Raw genomic sequence first — 19,987 nt, 5'->3', positions numbered from 1 at the left:
TACCATTCCCCCGGCCCCGCTGATGGGGTTTGCGGAGGGAAATCGGCACCTGGTGCCGGAGAACCTCGGCAAAGGCCGGCCTCGCTGGATTTGAGCCACATCCTGGACGCCTGGTGGCCAATTTGCGGTGCAGATCCCCGGAACACGCCCCGGGCGGCCGCGCATGCGGGGCGGAGCTTGCTCCGCCCTTGCGCGCCCCAAAGCGCGCCGCTCGGGACCCGCGGTCAAGGACGCCGCAGGCGCCGCGCAGCGGTGCCGAAGGCATCCTTGAGGGCGGGTTGCGGCGTGCTACGCGCGCGGCCGCCCACCCACGGATCAGTCACGAGAGCCGAAAATTCGGGCTCAGGAGGACTGGCTGGGCGGCGCGGACGGTGGCGTCGTCGGTGGCGCGGTCGGTGGCGCGGTCGGTGGCGCGGTCGGTGGCGCGGTCGGCGCGGGGGTCGGCTGGTCGGCGCCCGGTGGCGGGAGCTGCTGGAAGCCCGGCCCGCCGCCCCGGCCATGCCCGGGCCAGCCGGGGAAGCTGCCCGGCCCCCGGCCGTCGTGGAAGCCGCGCCCGGGACCGAAGCCGCCGAACCGTCCCATCCGGCCGTCCCTGTGGTCGTCGTCGGTCGCGGCATGGATGCCGAACCCCGCCAGCCCACCGACGACGACCCCGGCGACGGCCACCGCGATCAGCGACCTGATGCCGAAGGCCTGGTCGCGGAGCCGGACGCGCTGCAGGGCCGGTGCCGCTGCGGGTGCCGCGCCCGGTGCCGCTGCGGGTGCCACCGCGGTCGGAGGAGGAGGAGGAGGCGGCCGCCGCAGGGGTGGCGGCGATGGCGGCGGCGGTGGCGGCGTTGGCGGCGGTGGCGGAGTGGTGGCCCCCAGCGGCTCGGTCGGCTGGTCCCCCGACGACCCGGGCTCGGTGTCGCTCATGGACCCATGGTCCCGCGGATGCCCGTGCCTGACCTGTGAATCGCCCCTGGAAGCAGGCCGTGCGGGGGACCCCACAGCGGCGCCGTGAGGATCGGCAGCGCGCCGACTGGCACCACCGTCGCGGTCGGGCTACGCTGGCTCCAGACCAGATTGTCAGACAATCTTGCGACCAGCCGGAGGAGGCGAACCCATGACGGCCACCCAGGAGCCGACCACCCACTCTCCAAGCATCGGGCAGAGCGAGTTCGAGCGGGCGGAGGCGCGGACGGCGCACAACTACCACCCGCTGCCGGTCGTGCTCGCCCACGCCGAGGGCGCCTGGATGACCGACGTCGACGGGAAGCGCTTCCTTGACTTCCTGGCCGGCTACTCCGCGCTCAACTTCGGCCACGGCCACCCCGCGCTGCTGGCTGCGGCGCACGCCCAGCTCGACCAGCTCACGCTGACCAGCCGGGCCTTCGTGCACGACCGGTTCGCCGACTTCTGCGCGGCCCTGGGCGACCTGTGCGGCAAGGACATGGTCCTGCCGATGAACACCGGTGCCGAGGCGGTCGAGACCGCGATCAAGGTCTCGCGCAAGTGGGGCTACGAGGTCAAGGGCGTCCCCGCCGACCAGGCGAAGATCATCGTCGCGTCCGGCAACTTCCACGGTCGCACCACCACCATCGTCGGCTTCTCCGACGACCCCGACGCGAGGGACGGCTTCGGCCCGTTCACCCCCGGGTTCGTGATGGTGCCCTACGGCGACCTGGCCGCACTCGAGGCAGCCATCGACGCCACCACGGTCGCGGTCCTCATCGAGCCGATCCAGGGGGAGGCCGGCGTCCTCATCCCGCCGGACGGCTATCTGCGCGGCATCCGCGACCTGTGCACCAAGAACGACGTGCTGTTCGCGGCCGACGAGATCCAGGCCGGGCTCGGCCGCACCGGCCGGACCTTCGCCTGCGACCACGAGGACGTCGTCCCGGACATCTACATCCTCGGCAAGGCGCTGGGCGGCGGGATCGTGCCGGTCTCGGCGGTCGTGGCCAACCAGGACGTCCTCGGTGTGCTCCGCCCGGGCCAGCACGGCAGCACCTTCGGCGGCAACCCGCTGGCCTGCGCGGTCGGCCTCACGGTCGTCGAGATGCTGCGCACCGGCGAGTTCCAGGCCCGCGCCAGCGAGCTCGGCGTGCTCATGCGCGAGCGGCTCGACGCGCTGGTGGGCAACGGCGTCGTCGGCGTGCGCACCCGCGGCCTGTGGGCCGGGATCGACATCGACCCGGGCGTCGGCACCGGCCGGATGGTCTGCGAGGCGCTGATGGCCCGCGGCGTCCTCGCCAAGGACACCCACGGCTCGACGATCCGCTTCGCCCCGCCGCTGGTCGTCTCGCGGGAGGACCTCGCCTGGGGGCTCGACCAGCTCGCCGACGTCGTCTCGCGCGCCTGACCGCGAGCCGGCGGGTCAGCGTTCCCTGGCCACCTGACGGCGGCCGGCACCCAGCAGCAGCCACGGAGCCGCCAGCACGGCGAGGAGCGGGGTCACCAGCAGGCAGGCGAAGGCCACGTAGCTGAACCACCCGAGCGGGACGTCGGTCAGCAGGGCAAGGAACGAGCCGGTCAGCCCGACCAGCCCGGTCACGGCGATGAGCGCGACCAGGACGGCCGACCTGCTGACTCCCCAACCGCGCCTGGTCAGCCGCTCGGCCAGGGACGAGGTCGCGCCCAGGACGCGGGTCGGGCCGCGCAGCACCCGTGGACCCTGCCGGTGCAGCACCCGCGCACCGGTGCGCAGGGCGGCGATCGAAGTGACCGTCGCGAGGTTCGAGCCCGCCTCGAGCGAGATGTCCTCGGCGCCGACCAGCTGCAGGCCCAGGAGCTCACGCAGCTGGTCGTCGCCGGCGGCGGAGAGGTCGAGGCGTCCGTCCGCGGTCGTCGTGCCGACCCCGCGGACCGCCTCCACGAACGCCGCGGCCTCCGGGGTCACCCGGGCGCCCCGCTCGGCGTCGCGCGCGAGCTCGGCCACCAGCGTCGGGAGCTCCTCGCGCAGCACGGCGGCCTGGACGGCGGCGGTGTGCTGCTCCAGGGTCCCCGCACGGCTGAGCCGGTTGCCGGCCACGGCGTCCAGCAGCCGCAGCAGCCGCTGCGCGGCGTCGAGCCGCCCCCACAGCCAGTCGTTGGCCCGCCACGACGCCTTGAGGAACGCGCCGAAGTGGGCCAGCTCCACCCCGGCCAGCTTCTCCGCCGGGTCGTCGCGGTGCCGCGGGTCGATGTCGCAGGGCCCGGTCGCGGTGAACTGCACCAGCCGGACCTCCTGGTCCGGCCGCGGGTCGGCCCCGGCGAAGCATCCCTCGACAACCTCGATGCAGAGCAGCAGCGTCGACAGGTCGTCGGCCTCCTCGGCGCCGTCGGCCAGCCGGACCACACCGCGCAGCGCCCGGCCCGCCTCGTCGTCCGGCCACCGGTCCATCGACCCCCGCGCGAGCTCGACGAGGCGACCCAGGCAGCCGGCGAGGGTTGCGACCCCGGCGTTCAGCGCGCGGATCGACTCCACAGGCGGCTCGGTACCACCGGGCCACCGGGCACAGGCCCGCTCGAAGGCTGCCGGGAGGGACGACCCGTCCGCCGCCAGCTCCTCGGCCAGCAGGCCGGCGAGGGCCCCCGAGCTGGGCGCGATGCGCTCGGCCCGTCCGCGCGCGCCGGCGATGGTCCCCTTGATGGCCAGCAGCTCGGCCTCCGTGGCCGGGTCGGCCCACTCGGCCACGGCGTTGACCCAGGTGATCAGCACCGACCCGAGCCGCCGGACCGCGGAGCTTCCCCAGCACCACGTGTCGTCACCCACCGACAGCCGCTCCGGCACCCAGGGCGCGTGACCGGCCCGCACGTCGAGCAGGTCCCCCAGCCCCGCCTCCCTGGCCACCAGCCGGAGGCCGCGGTTGGCGGCGAGACGGCTCGGGTCGAGGGTGGCCGCCAGCCGGATGGCGCGGTACGCCGGCAGCAGCGCCTCGGCCAGGCCCACCATCCGCCGGCGACCCTCGGCCGGCTCGGCGGCGGCCAGCGCGGCGAAGAGCGCGTCGCGGGCGCCGCGCCGGGCCCGGACCTCACGGTTGTGCTCGTCGAGCTCGCGCACGAAGTCGGTGAGCGACTGGCTCAGCGGGATGCCGACCAGCGCCTTCTTCACCACGTCACCGAGGGTCGGGTTCTCGACCGGGTCGCTGCCGGCCTCGCCGCTGGGGTCGGGGACGACCAGGGCGAGTACCCGCTCCACCCGCTCCCGGGACGGCTGGCGGACGATGGCCTCGAGCGCGGCCTGGGCGGGCAGGTTCACGAGCAGCCCCCCGTCGATGACCGGCTTCGTGGACAGGTCGCCGTCGTCGAAGAGCCCCCACGTGTGCCGCTCCTCGAACAGCGTCGCGGGCACCGCGCTCGGCTCGAAGGCGACCGGGAACGACGCGCTCGAGCGACAGGCCCGGGCCATCCGCTTGAGGGCGTTCGGGTCCGAGTCGAAGTCGAAGTCGTCGTTGTGGAAGACGAACTCCGCCCGGTGGTCGACCGACGCGATCGTGGCCTCGCCGTCGCGCAGCGTCGTCACCTGGCCGGAGAGCGAGGTGCTGGTCAGGTGCACGACCACCGGCGGGTCCGGCTCGCGGAACCCGATGCCCGTCGCGACCAGCCGTTGCAGCGCGTCCTCGATGTGCGGGAGGAAGTTCTCGTCCCCGGCGAGCAGCGAGACCAGGGTCTGGTCGGTCGGAGGGCGCATCATCAGGTCGAACGAGCCGTGCTCGAGCCACAGCCGCCGGATCGCCTCGAGGTCGGTGCAGCCGTGGCTCACGGCGGTGGCGAGGAAGGCGGCGTTCAGCCCGCCCGCGCTGGTGCCGGTGAGCACGTCCGCCTTGGGGACGACGTCGAGCTCGGCGCAGAGGGCGGCGTACGGGTTGCCGTTGGCCTCGTCGAGCCGCCCCTCGGCCGCCAGCCGGCCGCCGTTGATGCAGCGGAGCACCTCGTCGGTGACGCCGCCGATCCAGATCGCCAGGCTGACCCCGCCGTTGAAGGCGAAGGCGAGACGGACCTCGGTCGTCACCGTCGCTCCGGGGCCCTCAGTTGGTGACGCTGATGTTGAAGTTCGCAGGGTAGGCGAGCGACGGGTCGTGGCCGCGCGCCTCCATCTGCTCCTGGACCTCGCGCAGCCGGTCCAGCCAGCCGAGCATGACCCGGCGCCCCGGGCCGTCGAGCGCCATCGACTCCACGTGCGAGTCGAAGAGCATGTTGAAGGGTCGCCAGGTCACGAACAGCACCGCGAGGTTGTCCAGCGCCCGGAGCGTGTCCATCTGCTCGCCCGACGCGGGCACGACGGTCGGGACCGCGAACCCGAAGGTGTTGTAGTCCCAGGCGACGTTGTTGAGGATGTCGTGCTCGACTGTCGACAGGTGGATGACGGTCGCGCACACCCGCGCCACCCAGTCCCGCGTCAGCCCGCCATCGGGACGCGCGATCGGGTTGGGCAGCAGCCGGTCGAGCTCGTCGGCCCAGCGCGCGATCGCGGCGTCGGCCCTGATCGCGGCGTCGTCGGTGTAGTAGAGCGCGAGGTAGTCCTGGACGTAGGCGAGGTTGACCCCCCACAGCTCCAGCACGTTGTCGCGGTAGGGATAGGGGAACGGCGTCTCGGTGGTCCCGCGCCGCGCGAACTGGACGTCGGGCGCGAAGTCCTCGAAGTCGAAGCGCGCGAGGTGCCCGGCGGCGATCGACGACACCTCTTGGGCGTCGTGGGAGAAGAGCGTGGCCGAGAAGCTCGTGGCCCCGGCGAGGTGGGCGTTGCAGTTCTCGAGGTTGCCGATGAGCAGCGTGTGGAAGGTGTGCTGCAGCACTCGACGGACGGGGTGGCGCGCGCTGAGCCGGTTGATCGTCGCGATGGCGGCGTCGGTGAGGATCACGTTGTGCACGCCCAGGTTGTGGCGGAACGTCGAGATGTCCTCGTGCATCCCCGCGACCATCGCCCGCTGCGCCAGGCCTGGCGCCAGGTCGTCGCCGCCGCGCAGGATCGCGCGGGTCGCCAGGCCGGTGGGCGAGGCGGTCAGCACCGCCTTGCCGCCGGGCCGCACCAGGCCGGGCTTGACCGGGTGGTCGAGGTAGTGCGCGAGGTCGACGACGTACTCGTCCTCGGCGGCCTCCCCGTCGGCCACCTCGTCGGGGGTCGGCCGGCGCAGGAAGGACCCGAACGGGCCACGCACCGCTAGCTGGGCCACCACGTCGTCGCAGCCGCGCAGCTCCGGCGGCAGGACCGGGCGGGGTGCGCCGGCCCTGTCGAACTCGCGCGGGTAGACCGCCTCGAGGAACGCCTGCTCCTCCGCCGGGATCGGCGGGCTGTCCTTCGGTGCCAGGTCGACCAGCAGCCCGCGCAGCTTCATCTGGACCCGGATCTTGCGCCGCCGGCGCTCCGCCTGGTCGGAGGGGATGAAGCTCGAGGCGACGTGGACGCCCGGTAGGGGCAGATCGGGCCACAGCTCGTCGTGGGGCACGTGGTCGATCTCGGTGTCGACCGGGGCCGCCAGCGGCTCGATCGGGTGGTCCTTGAAGCCCGCGCTCAGGAAGCCCGCCATGATCCGGCGATAGAGGGCGAACCTCGGGGCCGCGAACATGTTCCGAAGGTATCGGCGCAGCACTACTGTTGGCACCTGCCAGTTTCTCTCGCCCAGTTTCTCTCGCCCGGTTTCTCTCGGCTGCCCGGTCTCGGCGGGCTTGGAGCTCCCATGGCCATCCAGGACGCGTCTGTCGACCCGAGTCCCGATCCGGTTCCACCGGACCCCGTCGTCCCGGGGGCGGTGGACCCCGACGAGCTGGCGGCGAGCAACGCCGCGACCGGGATCGCCCGGGGTGAGCAGCAGGCCGCGCTGTTCGCCGAGCACGTCGCCCGGGTCGAGCGCGACGGCGCCTTCGTCGAGCCACCCGACCTGGGCACGCCACCCCCCGGGCCGCAGCCGGCCCCCGACCCCCTGCGTCGCGCCAAGGTGGTGAGCGGCCGGGTGCTCGGTGCCGTCGGCTCGGGCTTCTTCCACGGCGTCACCAACCTGCTCGGCCGCAACACCAACGACCGGGTCTGGACCAACTGGTACCGCTCCGGGGAGCACCTGCCGGGGCCGGCGTCCAAGTGGGCCAAGATCCTCAAGCTCGCCCACATGCGCGAGTCGCTGTTCGAGAACAACGTCGTCCGCACCTACGCCGAGGGCCAGACCACGGCGTACGCCGACCCACAGTCGGAGGTGCCGGCGTTCGCCCGGCGCTGGCGCACCGCCGACGGCAGCTGGAACGACCTGACCACCGATGAGGCCGGGCGCGTCGACCCCATGGTCGGGGCGGCGTACACGCGGTTCTTCCGCAACGTCGGCGACGACAGGGGCCTGGCCGGCGTGCACCCGCGGGAGAACCCGGCGACCAACCCGGTGAGCGTGCGCGAGGTCAGCCGCAAGCTGCTCGCAGCGAAGGGCCCGCGGGTCGAGATGCCGTTCTTCAACCTGTGGGGCGGCGCATGGATCCAGTTCCAGAACCACGACTGGATCAGCCACGGCACCAACCTCGACGGTGAGGTCGACCGCATCCCCCTGGCCGAGGACGACCCGCTGCGCGCGCACGGCATCGACCACCTCGAGGTCCGCCGGTCGCTGGCCGACCCGTCGCGCCGCGACGACGGCCCCGACCGCGACCTGCCGGCGACGTTCCTCAACGAGGTCACGCACTGGTGGGACGCTTCGCAGATCTACGGCAGCGACTGGGAGACCCAGCACGCGCTGCGCTCGCACGTCGGCGGCCGGATGACCCTGAACGACGACGGGTCGCTCCCCATCGACCCCGAGACCGGCACCGAGCGGTCCGGGTTCGTGCGCAACTGGTGGGTCGGGCTCTCGATGCTGCACACGCTGTTCACGCGCGAGCACAACGCCATCGCCGACAAGCTCGCGGAGTCCTATCCCGACTGGGACGACGAGGCGCTGTTCCAGACCGCGCGGCTCGTCAACGCCGCGCTCATCGCCCGCATCCACACCATCGAGTGGACCCCGGCCATCCTCCCCAACGAGGCGCTGCTCAGCGGGATGCAGGCGAACTGGTTCGGCCTGGTCACCGCGGTCTTCGGTGGCGAGCGCAAGCAGGTGCTCGAGGACATCCCGATCACCAGCCGCGAGCTCGGCGGGATCGTCGGCAACGACCCCGGCGAGGTGCCGACGTACGCGCTGTCGGAGGAGTTCGTCAGCATCTACCGCCTGCACTCTCTGCTGCCCGACCGGGTGCGGCTCGTCGGCCTCGACGGCGCCGAGAAGGCGTGGGTGCCGTTCCAGCGCATCCGCCACGCGGCATCGCCCGGGCTCCTGGCCGAGCACGGTTTCGAGTCGCTCGCCCGCACCCTCGGCGAGCAGTCGGCGTGCGCGCTGGTCAACAACAACTATCCCGACTCGCTGCGCGCGATCACCGTGCCGGGCGCACCGGTCGCCGACATCGCAGCCATCGACCTCTACCGCGACCGCGAACGCGGCGTGCCGTCGTACAACCAGCTGCGCCGCGAGCTCGGCCTGGAGCCGATCACCAGCTTCGCCGACCTCACCGACGACACCGAGTGCGTGGCGACGCTGCGAGAGGTCTACGGCACCGGCGCCGGCGGGCGCGACAACGTCGACGACATGGACCTGCTGGTCGGCACGCTCTCGGAGGGGCACCGCCCCACCGGCTTCGCCTTCGGCGAGACGCTGTTCCAGATCTTCATCCTCAACGCGTCGTTCCGGCTGCTGGGAGACCGCTTCTACACCACCGACTACCGCGCGGAGGTCTACACCCCGGAGGGGCTCGCGTGGGTGGACGGGACGACGTTCAAGGACGTGCTGCTGCGCCACTACCCCGACCTCGCACAGACCGGGCTGGCCAACGTCGACAACGCCTTCGAGCCCTGGGACCTCGGCCCCCTGGCGCCGGAGCGGCACCCACTCCGCGCCTGGGACAAGAAGCGCGACGACCCGTGGGCCGGTGATGCTCCCCACGTGCGCTGACCGCACGACCCGTCCACGGATACCGTCGGCGCCATGAGCGCTGTGCACCACGTCGACCACGTGATCATCGGCGCCGGGTTCGCCGGGCTGTGCACCGCGATCAAGCTCCAGGAGGACGGCGAGACCGACTTCGTGGTGCTCGAGAAGTGCTCCGACGTCGGCGGCACCTGGCGGGACAACACCTACCCCGGTGCGACCTGTGACGTCCCGAGCCAGCTCTACTCGTTCTCGTTCGCGCCCTACGACTGGTCCCGCTCCTACTCCCCACAACCGGAGATCCAGGACTACATCAGGTCCGTCGCCGAGCGGTCCGGGACGCTGGACCGGTTCGTCTTCGACACCCCGGCCGAGGACGCGTCGTGGGACGACGCGACGCAGCGGTGGACCGTGCGTACGCAGAACGGCACCTGGGTCTCCAGGACGCTGGTCGTCGGCGCCGGCGGCCTCTCCGCGCCCCGGACCCCCGAGATCGAGGGCATCGAGACCTTCCAGGGCCGGGTCTTCCACTCGGCCCGGTGGGACCACGACGCCGACCTCGCGGGCAAGCGGGTCGCCGTGATCGGCACCGGGGCCTCCGCCATCCAGATCGTGCCCGAGCTGCAGAAGACACTGGAGGCCACCGGCGGCCACCTCGACGTCTACCAGCGGACCGCGCCGTGGATCATCCCGCGCAACGACCGGGTCTACCCCGCCACCGAGCGCGCGGCGCTGCGCCGGGTGCCCGGGCTGCGCCGGCTCTACCGCACCGGCATCTACTGGGCCCACGAGTCCTACGTGCCGGCGTTCACGCTCGCACCCGGGCTCGCCGCCCCAGCGACCAGGGCCGCCACCCTGAACATCACCCGCGCCGTCAAGGACCCCGCGCTGCGCGCCAAGGTGACGCCGTACTTCAAGATCGGCTGCAAGCGGATCCTGCGCTCCAACGACTGGTACCCGGCGCTCACCGCCGACAACGTCGAGCTGGTCACCGACCCGATCGCCAAGGTCACCGGCAACGCGATCGTCACCGCCGACGGCACCGAGCGAGAGATCGACGTGCTCGTCGTGGCCACCGGCTTCTGGACCACCGAGCTGCCGATCACCGAGCACCTCACCGGCCGGACCGGCCGCACCCTGGCCGAGCGCTGGCGCGAGAGCGGCATGGCGGCCTACAAGGGCACGACCGTCCCGGAGTTCCCCAACCTGTTCATGGTCGTCGGCCCCAACACCGGCCAGGGCCACACCAGCATGATCTTCATCATCGAGTCGCAGGTGGCCTACATCCGCGACGCGCTGCGCCACCTGCGGCGGAGCGGAGCGGCCAGCGTCGAGCCGCTGCCCGAGGCGACCGACCGGTGGAACCGCACCCTCCAGCAGCGCATGAGGCGGACGGTGTGGACGCGGGGTGGCTGCCACAGCTGGTACCTCGACGCCCACGGCCGCAACACCACGCTGTGGCCACGGACCACGGCCGACTTCCGGCGCCGGCTGGCGTCCTTCGACGCCGACGCCTACCGAGTGGTGGCTCCGGTCGAGGTCGCCCCCGGAGAGGTGGAGCAGTGAAGACGCTCGACGACAAGGTGGTCGCGATCACCGGTGCCGGCTCCGGCATCGGGCGCGCCCTCGCGCTGGACCTGGCGCGGCGCGGCTCGCTGCTCGCTCTGTCCGACGTGGACGAGGTGGGGCTCGCCGACACCGTCGCGCAGGTGGAGAGGGCCGGCGCCGTCAAGGTCCGCGGCGACCGGCTCGACGTGGCCGACCGGGATGCCTTCGCCCGCTACGCCCTCGACGTGGTCCAGGACTTCGGCCGGGTCAACGTCGTGGTCAACAACGCCGGCGTGGCACTGGCCGGTGACTTCGAGGACCTCGACTACGCCGACATCGACTGGATCGTCGGGGTGAACTTCTGGGGCGTCGTGCACGGGACCAAGGAGCTCCTGCCGCACCTGATCAGCTCCGGCGACGGGCACGTCGTCAACATCTCCTCACTGTTCGGGCTGGTCTCGATGCCCGGTCAGTCGATGTACAACGCGACGAAGTACGCCGTCCGCGGCATGACCGAGGCGCTGCGCGAGGAGATGCTGATCGCCGGCCACCCGGTCGGTGTCACCGTCGTGCACCCCGGCGGCATCAAGACCGCGATCGCCCGCAACGCGCGGGTCTCGGCCAAGGAGAGCAAGGAGCAGACGGCCGAGCTCTTCGACACCAAGCTCGCCCGGATGACGCCGGAGCGCGCTGCGGAGATCATTGTCAACGGCATCCTGAAGAACCGTGCCCGGGTCCTGGTCGGCATCGACGCCCACGCCGTGCACCACGTCGCCAAGCTGCTCGGCTCCCGCTACCAGGACGTCGTCGCGAGGACCTCGAAGCGGGTGCTGCCCGACAAGCCCTCGGTCATCTGAGCTCACCTCTGAGACACAATCGCCGGGTGCCCCTCTCCCCAGGCGACGCGGTCCGGGTGCTGATGACGAAGTGGCCGGACCGGCCGCACTCGGCGTTCACCGGCGTCTACCTCGGAGCCGACGAGCACGGCGACTGGGTCGGCGCGCGGGCCGGGACCCGGTGCTGGCGGCGCGAGCACTTCTACGAGCAGCAGTCCGACTGGGTCACCCTGCTGCCCGCCCACGGTGCGTGGTGCGCCGGCTTCTACGAGCCGGGCCGGCCGAGCGAGATCTACGTCGACATCGCCGCGGGAACGGTCTGGGACGATGACGCGGTGACGACGATCGACCTGGACCTCGACGTGGTGCGCAACACCGATGGCGCGATCCGGCTCGAGGACGAGGACGACCTCGCGCGGCACAGCGTCCTGCACGGCTACCCGCCGGAGCTCGTGGACGCCGCTCGCGCCACCGCCGCGCGGGTGGAGGCGGCGGTGCGGTCCCGGCGGCCGCCGTTCGACGGCAGCCACGAGCCGTGGCTCGCGGCCCTGCGCGGGCGGATGCCGACGTGAGCCGCACTCCGGCTCGCGGCGACGCCGTCCGGGTCGAGATGACCAAGTGGGGCGACACGCCGCACTGGCACCTGCCCGGGATCTACCTCGGGCGGGACGACGCCGGGGACTGGATCGGCTTCCCGGCCGGCACCCACATGTCCCGGCCCGGGATGACCTTCGACTCACCGAACGACCAGGTCGGCCTGGTGCCGGCGGCCGGGACCGCGGTCGGGCGCGCGTGGCTGGCGACCTTCCACGGTCCCGGCGGCAGCGTCTGGACCTACGTCGACATGACGACGCTGCCGGTGTGGGACGACCACACCGTGCGCTGCACCGACCTGGACCTCGACGTGATCGAGGCGCTGGACCATTCGGTGTTCGTCGACGACCAGGACGAGTTCGACCAGCACCGGGTGGAGCTGGACTACCCGCCCGAGATCGTCGAGCTCGCACTCGCCACCCGCGACCTCGTCCGCGGCGCGGTGGCGGCCAAGGCGCCGCCCTTCGACGGCCGCTCCGCCCCGTGGCTGGAGCTGCTCGGCCGGCTCACCGCTTGACTGGCCGCCTGACCGGCCGCCTGACCGGCCGCCTGGCTCGCGGCTCGGACTCGCGGCGTCCGGTCCGGCTCCTGTGCCACCGTGGGCGGGTGCGGATCGACTTCCACGCCTCGCCGGAGCCGACGCTCGGCGTGGAGTGGGAGCTGGCGCTGGTCGACCGGCGTACCCGCGACCTCCGAAACGAGGCCGCGCACCTGTTCGCCCGGGCCAAGGCCCGGCTCCCCGACCCGTCGCGGCTGCACAAGGAGCTGCTGAAGAACACCGTCGAGGTGGTCACCGGAGTCTGTGCGAGCGTCGACGAGGCGATGGCCGACCTGCGCCGGACCCTCGAGGTCGTCGTGCCCGCCGGCGACGAGCTCGACCTCGACCTGTTCGGTGCGGGGACCCACCCCTTCGCGTCGTGGACCGGCCAGCAGCTGACCGAGGGGCACCGCTACGAGGAGCTGATCAACCGGACCCAGTGGTGGGGCAGGCAGATGCTGATCTGGGGTGTGCACGTGCACGTGGGCATGCCCGCGCGTGACCGGGTGATGCCGGTGCTGTCCGCGCTGCTGACCTACCACCCGCACCTGCAGGCGCTGTCCGCGTCCTCGCCGATCTGGGCCGGCGTCGACACCGGCTACGCCTCCAACCGGGCGCTGATGTTCCAGCAGCTCCCGACCGCCGGGCTGCCGTTCCAGTTCCCGTCGTGGGGCGAGTTCGAGTCCTTCGTCGGCGACCAGCTCACGACCGGGGTGATCGACGAGCTGTCCGAGGTGCGCTGGGACGTCCGGCCCGCGCCGCACCTGGGCACCCTCGAGAACCGGATCTGCGACGGCGTCTCGACCTTCGCCGACCTGGCCGCGCTGGTCGCGCTGACGCAGTGCCTGGTCGTCGACCTCGACTCCCGGCTGGCCGGCGGCGAGTCCCTGCCGGTGCTGCCGCCCTGGCACGTCCAGGAGAACAAGTGGCGGGCCGCGCGCTACGGCGTCGAGGCGATCATCATCCGCGACGCGAGCTGCGACGAGGCGCTGATGACCGACGACCTCGCCGCACTCGTGGCCCGCCTGGAGCCGGTGGCCGCGCGGCTCGGCTGCTCCGGCGAGCTCGCCTCGGTGCTGGACATCCCGGCGCGCGGTGCGTCGTACCAACGGCAGCGCGCGGTCGCCGCCGAGACCGGCGGCGACCTGGTCGCTGTCGTCGAATCGGTGGTCGCCGAGCTGCGGAGCGAGCTCGGGTGACCCGGAACCTGCTCAGGCGACGTCGCGCCGCGTGACCAGCCAGCCGGCGAGCAGCGGGGTGAGCACCAGGTACGCACCCAGCACGATCATGGCCGTGCTCCCCGAGAGCGTGTCGAGCACGCCCGGTGTCGGGTCCGGGCCGCCGGTGCCGACGATGGAGCCGACCAGCGAGCCACCGGCGGTGCCGGGCAGGATCTTGGTGAACGCCTCCACCGGTCCGAGCAGCTGGCCGACTCCGCGCAGAAGGTTCTCCACCACCAGGGCCCAGACCAGGCCCAGCCCGACCGACAGCGCCGGTCCGCGGGCGACGGTGCCGAGCAGGAAGCCGAGCAGCGCCCACATCTCCATCACCAGGAAGCCGACGCCGGTCGACTTCGCGGTGTCGGAGAGGGTCGGCCAGACCACGGTCTGGGACTCCACCCCCGCGATCAGCAGCGCCAGCCCGAAGCACAGCGCCAGGGTCGCCACGACCGTGGTGACCACGAAGACCGTCAGCGCCGCGAACGAGCCCGTCACGACCGCCGGCCGGGCCGGGCCCTGGGTCAACACGGTCTTCCACGTGCCCCACCCGTAACCGTTGCCCGCCACCAGCGCACCCAGCACGAGCATCAGGGCCCCGCCGAACATCGGCATCCCCTGGATCAGCACGTGCGGGACGTTGGCCGGCAGGACCTCGTCGAGCAGGGACTGCCGGGTGACGCCCTCGTTGGAGAAGCTGGTGTCACCGGTCTTGTACGACACGTAGTTGAACAGGAAGCCGAACATCACGGTCAGAGCCAGCCAGGCGCCGATCGTCACCCAGACAGCGGGCCACTTCCGGAGCCGCAGCAGCTCGGCCCGCGCGCTCGCAGCCGCGCCCGCGAACGGGTTCGTCGTCCTCGTCGTACCCGTCGTGACGCGGGTGCTCGTCGTCGCCGTGCTCATCGGGTCGCCTCCAGCTCGTTGCGGGTCATCTCGAAGAAGACCTCCTCGAGGGTTCGTTCGACGCTCGTGACCTCGTGGACCGCGACGCCTGCGGCCACGAGCTCGCGCACCAGCGCGGGTGCGTCGGCGGGCTCGAGGTCGACGAGCATCCGGTCGCCGTCCACGTGGACGCCGTCGTCTCCGGCCAGCCCCATCGCGACGGCGATGGCACGGTCGACCGGCCGGCCGCGGACCGCGAGCGACGCGCCGCCGCGCAGCTCGGCCACCGTCGACTCCATGAGGAGCTCGCCGTTGTTGATCACGCCGACGCGGTCACAGATCTCCTGCACCTCGTCGAGCAGGTGGCTCGACAGCAGGACGGTCTGGCCACCGCGGGCCAGGTCCACGATCAGCCGCCTCATGTCGAGCATGCCGGCCGGGTCGAGGCCGTTGGTGGGCTCGTCGAGCACCACCAGGTCCGGGTCGCCCATCAGCGCCGACGCCGCGCCGAGCCGCTGCTTCATGCCCAGCGAGTAGGACTTGAACCTGTCGTCGCCCCGGGTGGCCAGGTCGACCCGCTCCAGTGCCTCGTCGGCGGCGGACTCGGGGATCCCGCGGTAGCGCGCCATGACCCGGAGGTTGTCCTTCCCGCTCAGGTAGGGGTAGAAGCCGGGCCCCTCGACGAGCGCGCCGACCCGGGCGACGGCCGCGGGGCTGCCCGCCGGCTGCCCGAGGACGGCCGCCGAACCGGAGGTGGGACGGATCAGGCCGAGGATCATGCGGAGCGTGGTGGTCTTGCCCGCGCCGTTGGGCCCGAGGAAGCCGTAGACCTCGCCCCGCCTGACCGTGAGGCTGACCCGGTCGGCGGCCAGCCGGTCGCCGTACCTCTTGGTCAGCTTTTGCGTCTGCACCACGGTGTCGTGGTTGTCGTGGTTGAGGTTCATGCCCTCCACCATCGCCGGGCTCGACCGTCCTGCAATCCGACGGACAGCGGCTCGTCGCTACGCAGACCTGCGTACGCCGGCTACGCCCCCGAGGCGACGTCGGGACCGCTCACCCCGCCTAGGCTCGAACGCGTGGACCCGCACCCGCGCAACCCCGCCGTGGACCTGCTCTGGCTGGTCCCGCTCGGCGTCGTCGTGGTGCTCGGGTCGTTCTTCACCAACCTGCCCGAGCCCCACGCGTCGCCCTCGGGCTACGAGCCGTGGCTCGCCGGCGCGCTCGGGGCCGCAGCGGTGGCCGGGCTCCTCGTGGCGCTGCGCCGGCCGCTGCCCGGCGCGGTGGCGACCTTCGCCGCCGTGACCGCCTTCGTCGTCGCCGACCTCGAGGACGGCCCGGTCTATCTCACCCTCGCGGGCGCGGCGTTCCTGGTCGCCTCCCGCCTCGAGGTGCGCCGCTGGCTGCGGGTCGTGGTCGCCGGCACCGCCGCCGTGTGCGTCGCGCTGGTGGTGCGGATCGTCGCGGACTACGACAACCAGCGGTCGCTGTGGCAGGTGACCGCCGTCGTCGCGGTCAGCGCGGCCGGGGCGGCGCTCGGGACGCTGGGCCGCGCGCGAGCGGCCGCGGTCGCCGAGCATGCGCGCGCGGTGGCCACGCAGGAGCGGCTGCACATGGCCCAGGACCTCCACGACGGCGTGGGCCACGGCCTCGCGGTGATCGCGATGCAGGCCGGGGTCGGGCTGCACGTCCTCGAGCGAGACCCGGCCGCGGTACGGACGGCGCTCGAGGTCATCCGCGACAGCGCCCGGGAGTCGCTCGACGCGCTGCGGGCAGACCTCGCCGTCCTCGCCGGCGAGCCCGCCCCCCGCCGGCCCCACCGTGGGGTCGCCGACCTCGGCGAGCTGCTCGACCGGGTCCGGGTCGCCGGCACGTCGGTGGAGGTGTTGGGCGAGCCGGGTGAGCTCCCGGACGACGTCGACGCCCTGGTCTACGCGGTCGTGCAGGAGTCGCTGACCAACGTGCTCCGCCACGCCGGCGCATCCAGGGCGACGGTCTCCTTCGTCCGCGCGCCGGGCCGGGTCACCGTCACCGTCGACGACGACGGCCGGGGCGCGGCCGGCGGTGGTGTCGCGGGCATGGGGCTGAGCGGGATGCGCACTCGCGTCGAGGCGGTGGGCGGCGTGTTCTCGGCGGCCACCCGAGGTGCCGGTGGGTTCTCGGTGCGTGCGGAGCTGCCGCTGTGACCACGGTGGCGCTGGTCGACGACCAGGAGCTGGTGCGGCTCGGGCTGCGCACCCTGATCGGCTCCGAGCCCGACCTCGAGCTGGTCGGCGAGGCCGCGGACGGGCACGAGGGGCTCCGCCTGATCCGCGCCACGCGGCCGCAGGTGGTGCTGTGCGACATCCGGATGCCCGGCCTCGACGGGCTCGCCGTGCTGCGCGAGGTCACCGCGGACCCGGCGCTGGGCGGCGTACGCATCGTCATGCTGACGACCTTCGAGCTCGACGAGTACGTCTTCGAGGCGCTGCGCCACGGCGCCAGCGGCTTCCTGCTGAAGGACGCCGACCCGACCTCGCTGCTCGACGCGATCCGGGTCGTGGCGGACGGCGGCTCCCTGCTCGCGCCCAGCGTCACCCGCCGGGTGATCGAGCAGTTCGGCTCGACCGCGCCTCGTCGTACCGCTCACCCCCAGCTCGACCAGCTCACCGACCGCGAGCGGGAGGTCGTCGCCTGGGTGGCCACGGGCCGCTCCAACCAGGAGATCGCCGACGTGCTGGTGGTCAGCCCGGACACCGTGCGCACCCACGTGTCGCGGGCGATGGTGAAGCTGCACGCGCGCGACCGCGCCCAGCTGGTGGTGTTCGCGATGGAGTCCGGGCTCACCGCGCCGGAGCCTCAGTAGCCACTCTCCGGCGGCACCATCTCCAGCCGCACGCCGAGCAGCCGTACCGGCCGGTCCTTCTCGACCCGGTCCAGCAGGCTGACCGCCGCCTCGGCCAGCTCGTCGGCGTCGCTGGTCGCCGTCTTCAGGGTCAGGCTCCGGCTGATGGTGATGAACGGCCGGTAGCGCAGCTTGAGCCCCACCCGCGCCGCCGGCCGCCCCTCCTTGTCGATGTCCTCCTTGACCTGCCGGGTCAGCGCCCGGACCTCCTCGGCGATCCGGTCCCAGTCGTCGAGGTCCTCCTGGAACGTCGTCTCCCGCCCGTGCGCCCGCGCCACCCACGGCTCGGCGCTCACCGGGCTGTCGCTGACCCCGCGGCCGAGACGGTGGTACCACGGCCCCATCGTCGGCCCGAGCTCCGCGGCCAGCACCCGGGCGTCGGAAGCGGCCAGCTGGCTCACGGTGTCGATCCCGAGCACGGCCAGCTTCTTGCCGGTCTTGCCACCGATCCCCCACAGCGCCGTCGTCGGCCGGTCGCCCATGACCTCGAACCAGTTCTCGGCAGTCAGCACGAAGCTCCCCCGCGGCTTCCCGAACTCCGTGGCGATCTTGGCCCGGAGCTTGTTGTCGCCGATGCCCACCGAGCAGTGCAGCCGCGTCGCCTCGAGAACCCGAGCCCGGACGTCCGCCGCGAACGCGACGGGGTCGGGGTTTGACCCACCCGTGGGCCCCCTCCCCGAGGAGGCCGCTGCCTCCTGCTGCACGGGTGGGAGGCTCCCCTGCCCCGCCTCCACCACCGGTGATGCCTCTGTCGCCTCGTCGCGCTCGACCTCGTCCGCGGCGCTGGCCCACGGACGACCGCGGCCGAGCCGGCCGGTGCGCCCCGAGACGGCCTCGTGGCCGGGCTCCGGGCCGGCGGCCAGGAACGCCTCGTCCCAGCCGAGGACCTCGAGTACGACCGGACGGCCGCCCCACTCGAGCGAGCGGAGCGTGCTCATCACGGCCGCCGAGGCCTCGTCGTAGGCGTCCCGGTCGACCGGCAGGAACACCGCGTCCGGGCACTTGCGGGCCGCGAGCCGCAGCGCCATGCCGGAGCCGACGCCGTGCTCGCGCGCCTCGTAGGACGCCGTCGACACCACCCCGCGCTTGGTCGGGTCTCCGTCGCCGCCGACGATGACGGGCTTCCCGGCGAGCTCGGGCCGGCGCAGCACCTCGACCGCGGCGATGAACTGGTCGAGGTCCACGTGGAGGACCCAGTGCTCGATCGGGTGCACCCCAGTCGGACCGGCGGCGGCCTCCTCACTCATCGTCGGGAACAGGCTCGGCGGGCGCCGGCTCCCACCTCGGCGGCGGTGGCAGCGACTCGGTCGACTCGAGCTCGTCCATCCCGGTCAGGAGCAGCAGGTCGACCACGACCGAGCGCAACTGGACCAGGACGACCTCGGCGTTGAGGGCCTCGGCCCGCTCCACGAGACCGGTGGCCTCGGCCACCGCGAGCAGCGGCTCGCGGGCGGCCACCGCCATCCGGTCGGCTTCGAGCTCGTCGGCGACCATGTCGGCCGCGTCGGCGAGGTCCAGGGCCAGCAGCGAGTAGGAGCTCGGCACGTGCTGGCCGCGGTAGGCGGCCACGGCCGTCTGCCGGACCAGGACGCGCGTGCTCCGCAGGGCGCGGTCGAGCGGCTCGACGAGGTCGGCCATCCTCCGGATGTCGGTGAGGTGGCGGACCCGGAACGGCGAGGACGACACCACCGCCATGCCCTCGTCGGCAGCGTCCTGCAGCTCGCGGATCAGGATGTCCGTCGCCCGCGCGTCGGCCAGCAGCTCCATGCCGCGGGCCGCGGCCCCGTCGATCATGACCTCCCCGGCGGCACGCAGCAACGCGGAGATCTTCCGCACGACGATCGCGGCACGCTCCCGCGGCCGGCGCAGTGGCGCGGCCGGCACCACGGTTGCCGCGACCAGGGCCACGCAGCCTCCCACGACCGCGTCGGACCAGCGGACCAGGGCGTCGGAGGGTGCTGGGACGAACGCCATGATGATGATCGACTGCACGGCCGCCTGGGTGACGAAGGTCTGCCCGCTGGTGATCAGCAGCGCGCTGGTCATCGCCAGCGTCACCACGATCACCAGCTGCCACCACCCCGACCCGATCAGGATCGCCAGCAGGTCGGCGAGGAGCACCCCGAGCGCGACCCCTGCGGTCACCTCGGCCACGCGACGCAGCCGCTGTCCGTAGGAGGTCCCGAGGCTCACCACCGCCGCGACCGGCGCGAAGAACGGCTGGGAGTGGCCGAGCAGGTCGGCGGCTATCAGCCAGGCGACGCCGGCGGAGACCGCGCACTGGGCGATCTGCCACCGCTTGGCGCTGACTCGCGCCAGCCGGTCGCGCACCGAGTCTCGGCTGCGCTCCCACAGCCGGTCGACCGGGGCCGCCTCGGCGTCCATGTCGACCGATGCTGCCAGACCATCACGGCCGCCCCGTGGCGCCCGGCGCGACGGTCGAGGTGGCCGGCGGTGAGGAGGCCACCCAGAGCGCGACGGTCGCGGTGACCGCGGCGACGAGCAGCCCGAGGGCCCGGACGGGCCGTGGCAGGTGCATGTCGTCCTCCCGAGACGTGGGGATGTGTGGCGTCCGACGCTAGGCAGTG

Annotated in this window: 17 protein-coding genes; 9 read left to right on the top strand and 8 right to left on the bottom strand. The window is 72.9% G+C overall.

Features of this window, described 5'->3' with window-relative positions; genetic code table 11:
- Window positions 1-342: 342 nt before the first annotated feature.
- A complete protein-coding gene (locus VFV89_RS15535) occupies window positions 343-768 on the bottom strand; it encodes a hypothetical protein (protein WP_329706862.1) in 426 nt (141 codons plus the stop codon).
- A 337-nt stretch (window positions 769-1,105) separates the two neighbouring features.
- Here VFV89_RS15535 and rocD point away from each other — a divergent pair, with 337 nt between their 5' ends.
- Window positions 1,106-2,344 (top strand): ornithine--oxo-acid transaminase, encoded by a 1,239-nt coding sequence (gene rocD, locus VFV89_RS15530; RefSeq protein WP_329706861.1) that lies wholly within the window; start codon window positions 1,106-1,108, stop codon window positions 2,342-2,344.
- 15 nt (window positions 2,345-2,359) lie between these two features.
- Here the strand turns inward: rocD and VFV89_RS15525 are convergent, their stop codons facing one another.
- Both VFV89_RS15525 and VFV89_RS15520 read right to left on the bottom strand, forming a co-directional pair.
- Window positions 2,360-4,975: a patatin-like protein gene (locus tag VFV89_RS15525; RefSeq protein WP_329706860.1), complete on the bottom strand. Its 2,616-nt coding sequence runs from the start codon at window positions 4,973-4,975 to the stop codon at window positions 2,360-2,362.
- Window positions 4,976-4,991: 16 nt separating this feature from the next.
- Window positions 4,992-6,530, bottom strand: a complete 1,539-nt coding sequence (locus VFV89_RS15520) for a lipoxygenase family protein (protein WP_329706859.1) — start codon at window positions 6,528-6,530, stop codon at window positions 4,992-4,994.
- Between the two features lie 111 nt (window positions 6,531-6,641).
- Between VFV89_RS15520 and VFV89_RS15515 the strand changes: the two genes are divergently transcribed.
- The 6 genes from VFV89_RS15515 to VFV89_RS15490 all read left to right on the top strand — a co-directional run bounded on the left by VFV89_RS15515 (window position 6,642) and on the right by VFV89_RS15490 (window position 13,615).
- On the top strand, window positions 6,642-8,924 hold the full coding sequence (locus tag VFV89_RS15515; protein ID WP_329706858.1) for a peroxidase family protein: 2,283 nt from the start codon (window positions 6,642-6,644) through the stop codon (window positions 8,922-8,924).
- 33 nt (window positions 8,925-8,957) lie between these two features.
- The gene (locus VFV89_RS15510; RefSeq protein ID WP_329706857.1) at window positions 8,958-10,466 is read left to right on the top strand and encodes an NAD(P)/FAD-dependent oxidoreductase; all 1,509 of its coding nucleotides are present in this window, start codon (window positions 8,958-8,960) and stop codon (window positions 10,464-10,466) included.
- Window positions 10,463-11,305 carry an SDR family NAD(P)-dependent oxidoreductase gene (locus tag VFV89_RS15505; RefSeq protein ID WP_329706856.1) on the top strand — a complete coding sequence of 281 codons (843 nt, stop codon included), beginning with the start codon at window positions 10,463-10,465 and terminating at the stop codon, window positions 11,303-11,305. The genes VFV89_RS15510 and VFV89_RS15505 overlap by 4 nt, the downstream gene beginning before the upstream one ends.
- Window positions 11,306-11,331: 26 nt before the next feature.
- Window positions 11,332-11,856 (top strand): DUF402 domain-containing protein, encoded by a 525-nt coding sequence (locus VFV89_RS15500; RefSeq protein WP_329706855.1) that lies wholly within the window; start codon window positions 11,332-11,334, stop codon window positions 11,854-11,856.
- Complete coding sequence (locus VFV89_RS15495) at window positions 11,853-12,395, top strand: DUF402 domain-containing protein (RefSeq protein ID WP_329706854.1); 543 nt, start codon at window positions 11,853-11,855, stop codon at window positions 12,393-12,395. Before VFV89_RS15500 ends, VFV89_RS15495 begins: the two co-directional genes overlap by 4 nt.
- Before the next feature lie 89 nt (window positions 12,396-12,484).
- Window positions 12,485-13,615 (top strand): glutamate--cysteine ligase, encoded by a 1,131-nt coding sequence (locus tag VFV89_RS15490; protein WP_329706853.1) that lies wholly within the window; start codon window positions 12,485-12,487, stop codon window positions 13,613-13,615.
- Between the two features lie 12 nt (window positions 13,616-13,627).
- Here VFV89_RS15490 and VFV89_RS15485 read toward each other — a convergent pair whose 3' ends face one another.
- Together VFV89_RS15485 and VFV89_RS15480 are read right to left on the bottom strand one after the other, a co-directional pair.
- On the bottom strand, window positions 13,628-14,539 hold the full coding sequence (locus VFV89_RS15485) for an ABC transporter permease (protein ID WP_329706852.1): 912 nt from the start codon (window positions 14,537-14,539) through the stop codon (window positions 13,628-13,630).
- Window positions 14,536-15,462: an ABC transporter ATP-binding protein gene (locus VFV89_RS15480; protein WP_329706851.1), complete on the bottom strand. Its 927-nt coding sequence runs from the start codon at window positions 15,460-15,462 to the stop codon at window positions 14,536-14,538. Before VFV89_RS15480 ends, VFV89_RS15485 begins: the two co-directional genes overlap by 4 nt.
- 132 nt (window positions 15,463-15,594) lie before the next feature.
- Between VFV89_RS15480 and VFV89_RS15475 the strand changes: the two genes are divergently transcribed.
- Both VFV89_RS15475 and VFV89_RS15470 read left to right on the top strand, forming a co-directional pair.
- Window positions 15,595-16,701, top strand: coding sequence for a sensor histidine kinase (locus VFV89_RS15475; RefSeq protein ID WP_329706850.1), 1,107 nt, complete (start codon window positions 15,595-15,597; stop codon window positions 16,699-16,701).
- On the top strand, window positions 16,698-17,360 hold the full coding sequence (locus VFV89_RS15470; RefSeq protein WP_329706849.1) for a response regulator transcription factor: 663 nt from the start codon (window positions 16,698-16,700) through the stop codon (window positions 17,358-17,360). The genes VFV89_RS15475 and VFV89_RS15470 overlap by 4 nt, the downstream gene beginning before the upstream one ends.
- On the opposite strand, the gene VFV89_RS15465 is transcribed toward VFV89_RS15470, so the two are convergent.
- The 3 genes from VFV89_RS15465 to VFV89_RS15455 are packed head-to-tail and all read right to left on the bottom strand — an operon-like array spanning window position 17,354 to window position 19,938.
- Window positions 17,354-18,646 carry a DNA polymerase IV gene (locus VFV89_RS15465; protein WP_329706848.1) on the bottom strand — a complete coding sequence of 431 codons (1,293 nt, stop codon included), beginning with the start codon at window positions 18,644-18,646 and terminating at the stop codon, window positions 17,354-17,356. The genes VFV89_RS15470 and VFV89_RS15465 overlap by 7 nt on opposite strands.
- Window positions 18,639-19,784, bottom strand: a complete 1,146-nt coding sequence (locus VFV89_RS15460; protein WP_329706847.1) for an FUSC family protein — start codon at window positions 19,782-19,784, stop codon at window positions 18,639-18,641. The genes VFV89_RS15465 and VFV89_RS15460 overlap by 8 nt, the downstream gene beginning before the upstream one ends.
- A gap of 22 nt (window positions 19,785-19,806) precedes the next feature.
- A complete protein-coding gene (locus tag VFV89_RS15455; RefSeq protein ID WP_329706846.1) occupies window positions 19,807-19,938 on the bottom strand; it encodes a hypothetical protein in 132 nt (43 codons plus the stop codon).
- Window positions 19,939-19,987: the final 49 nt, after the last annotated feature.

This window comes from Nocardioides sp. (assembly GCF_036274455.1).
Classification (GTDB): domain Bacteria; phylum Actinomycetota; class Actinomycetes; order Propionibacteriales; family Nocardioidaceae; genus Nocardioides.
This window is presented reverse-complemented; position numbering and strand designations above follow the sequence as displayed.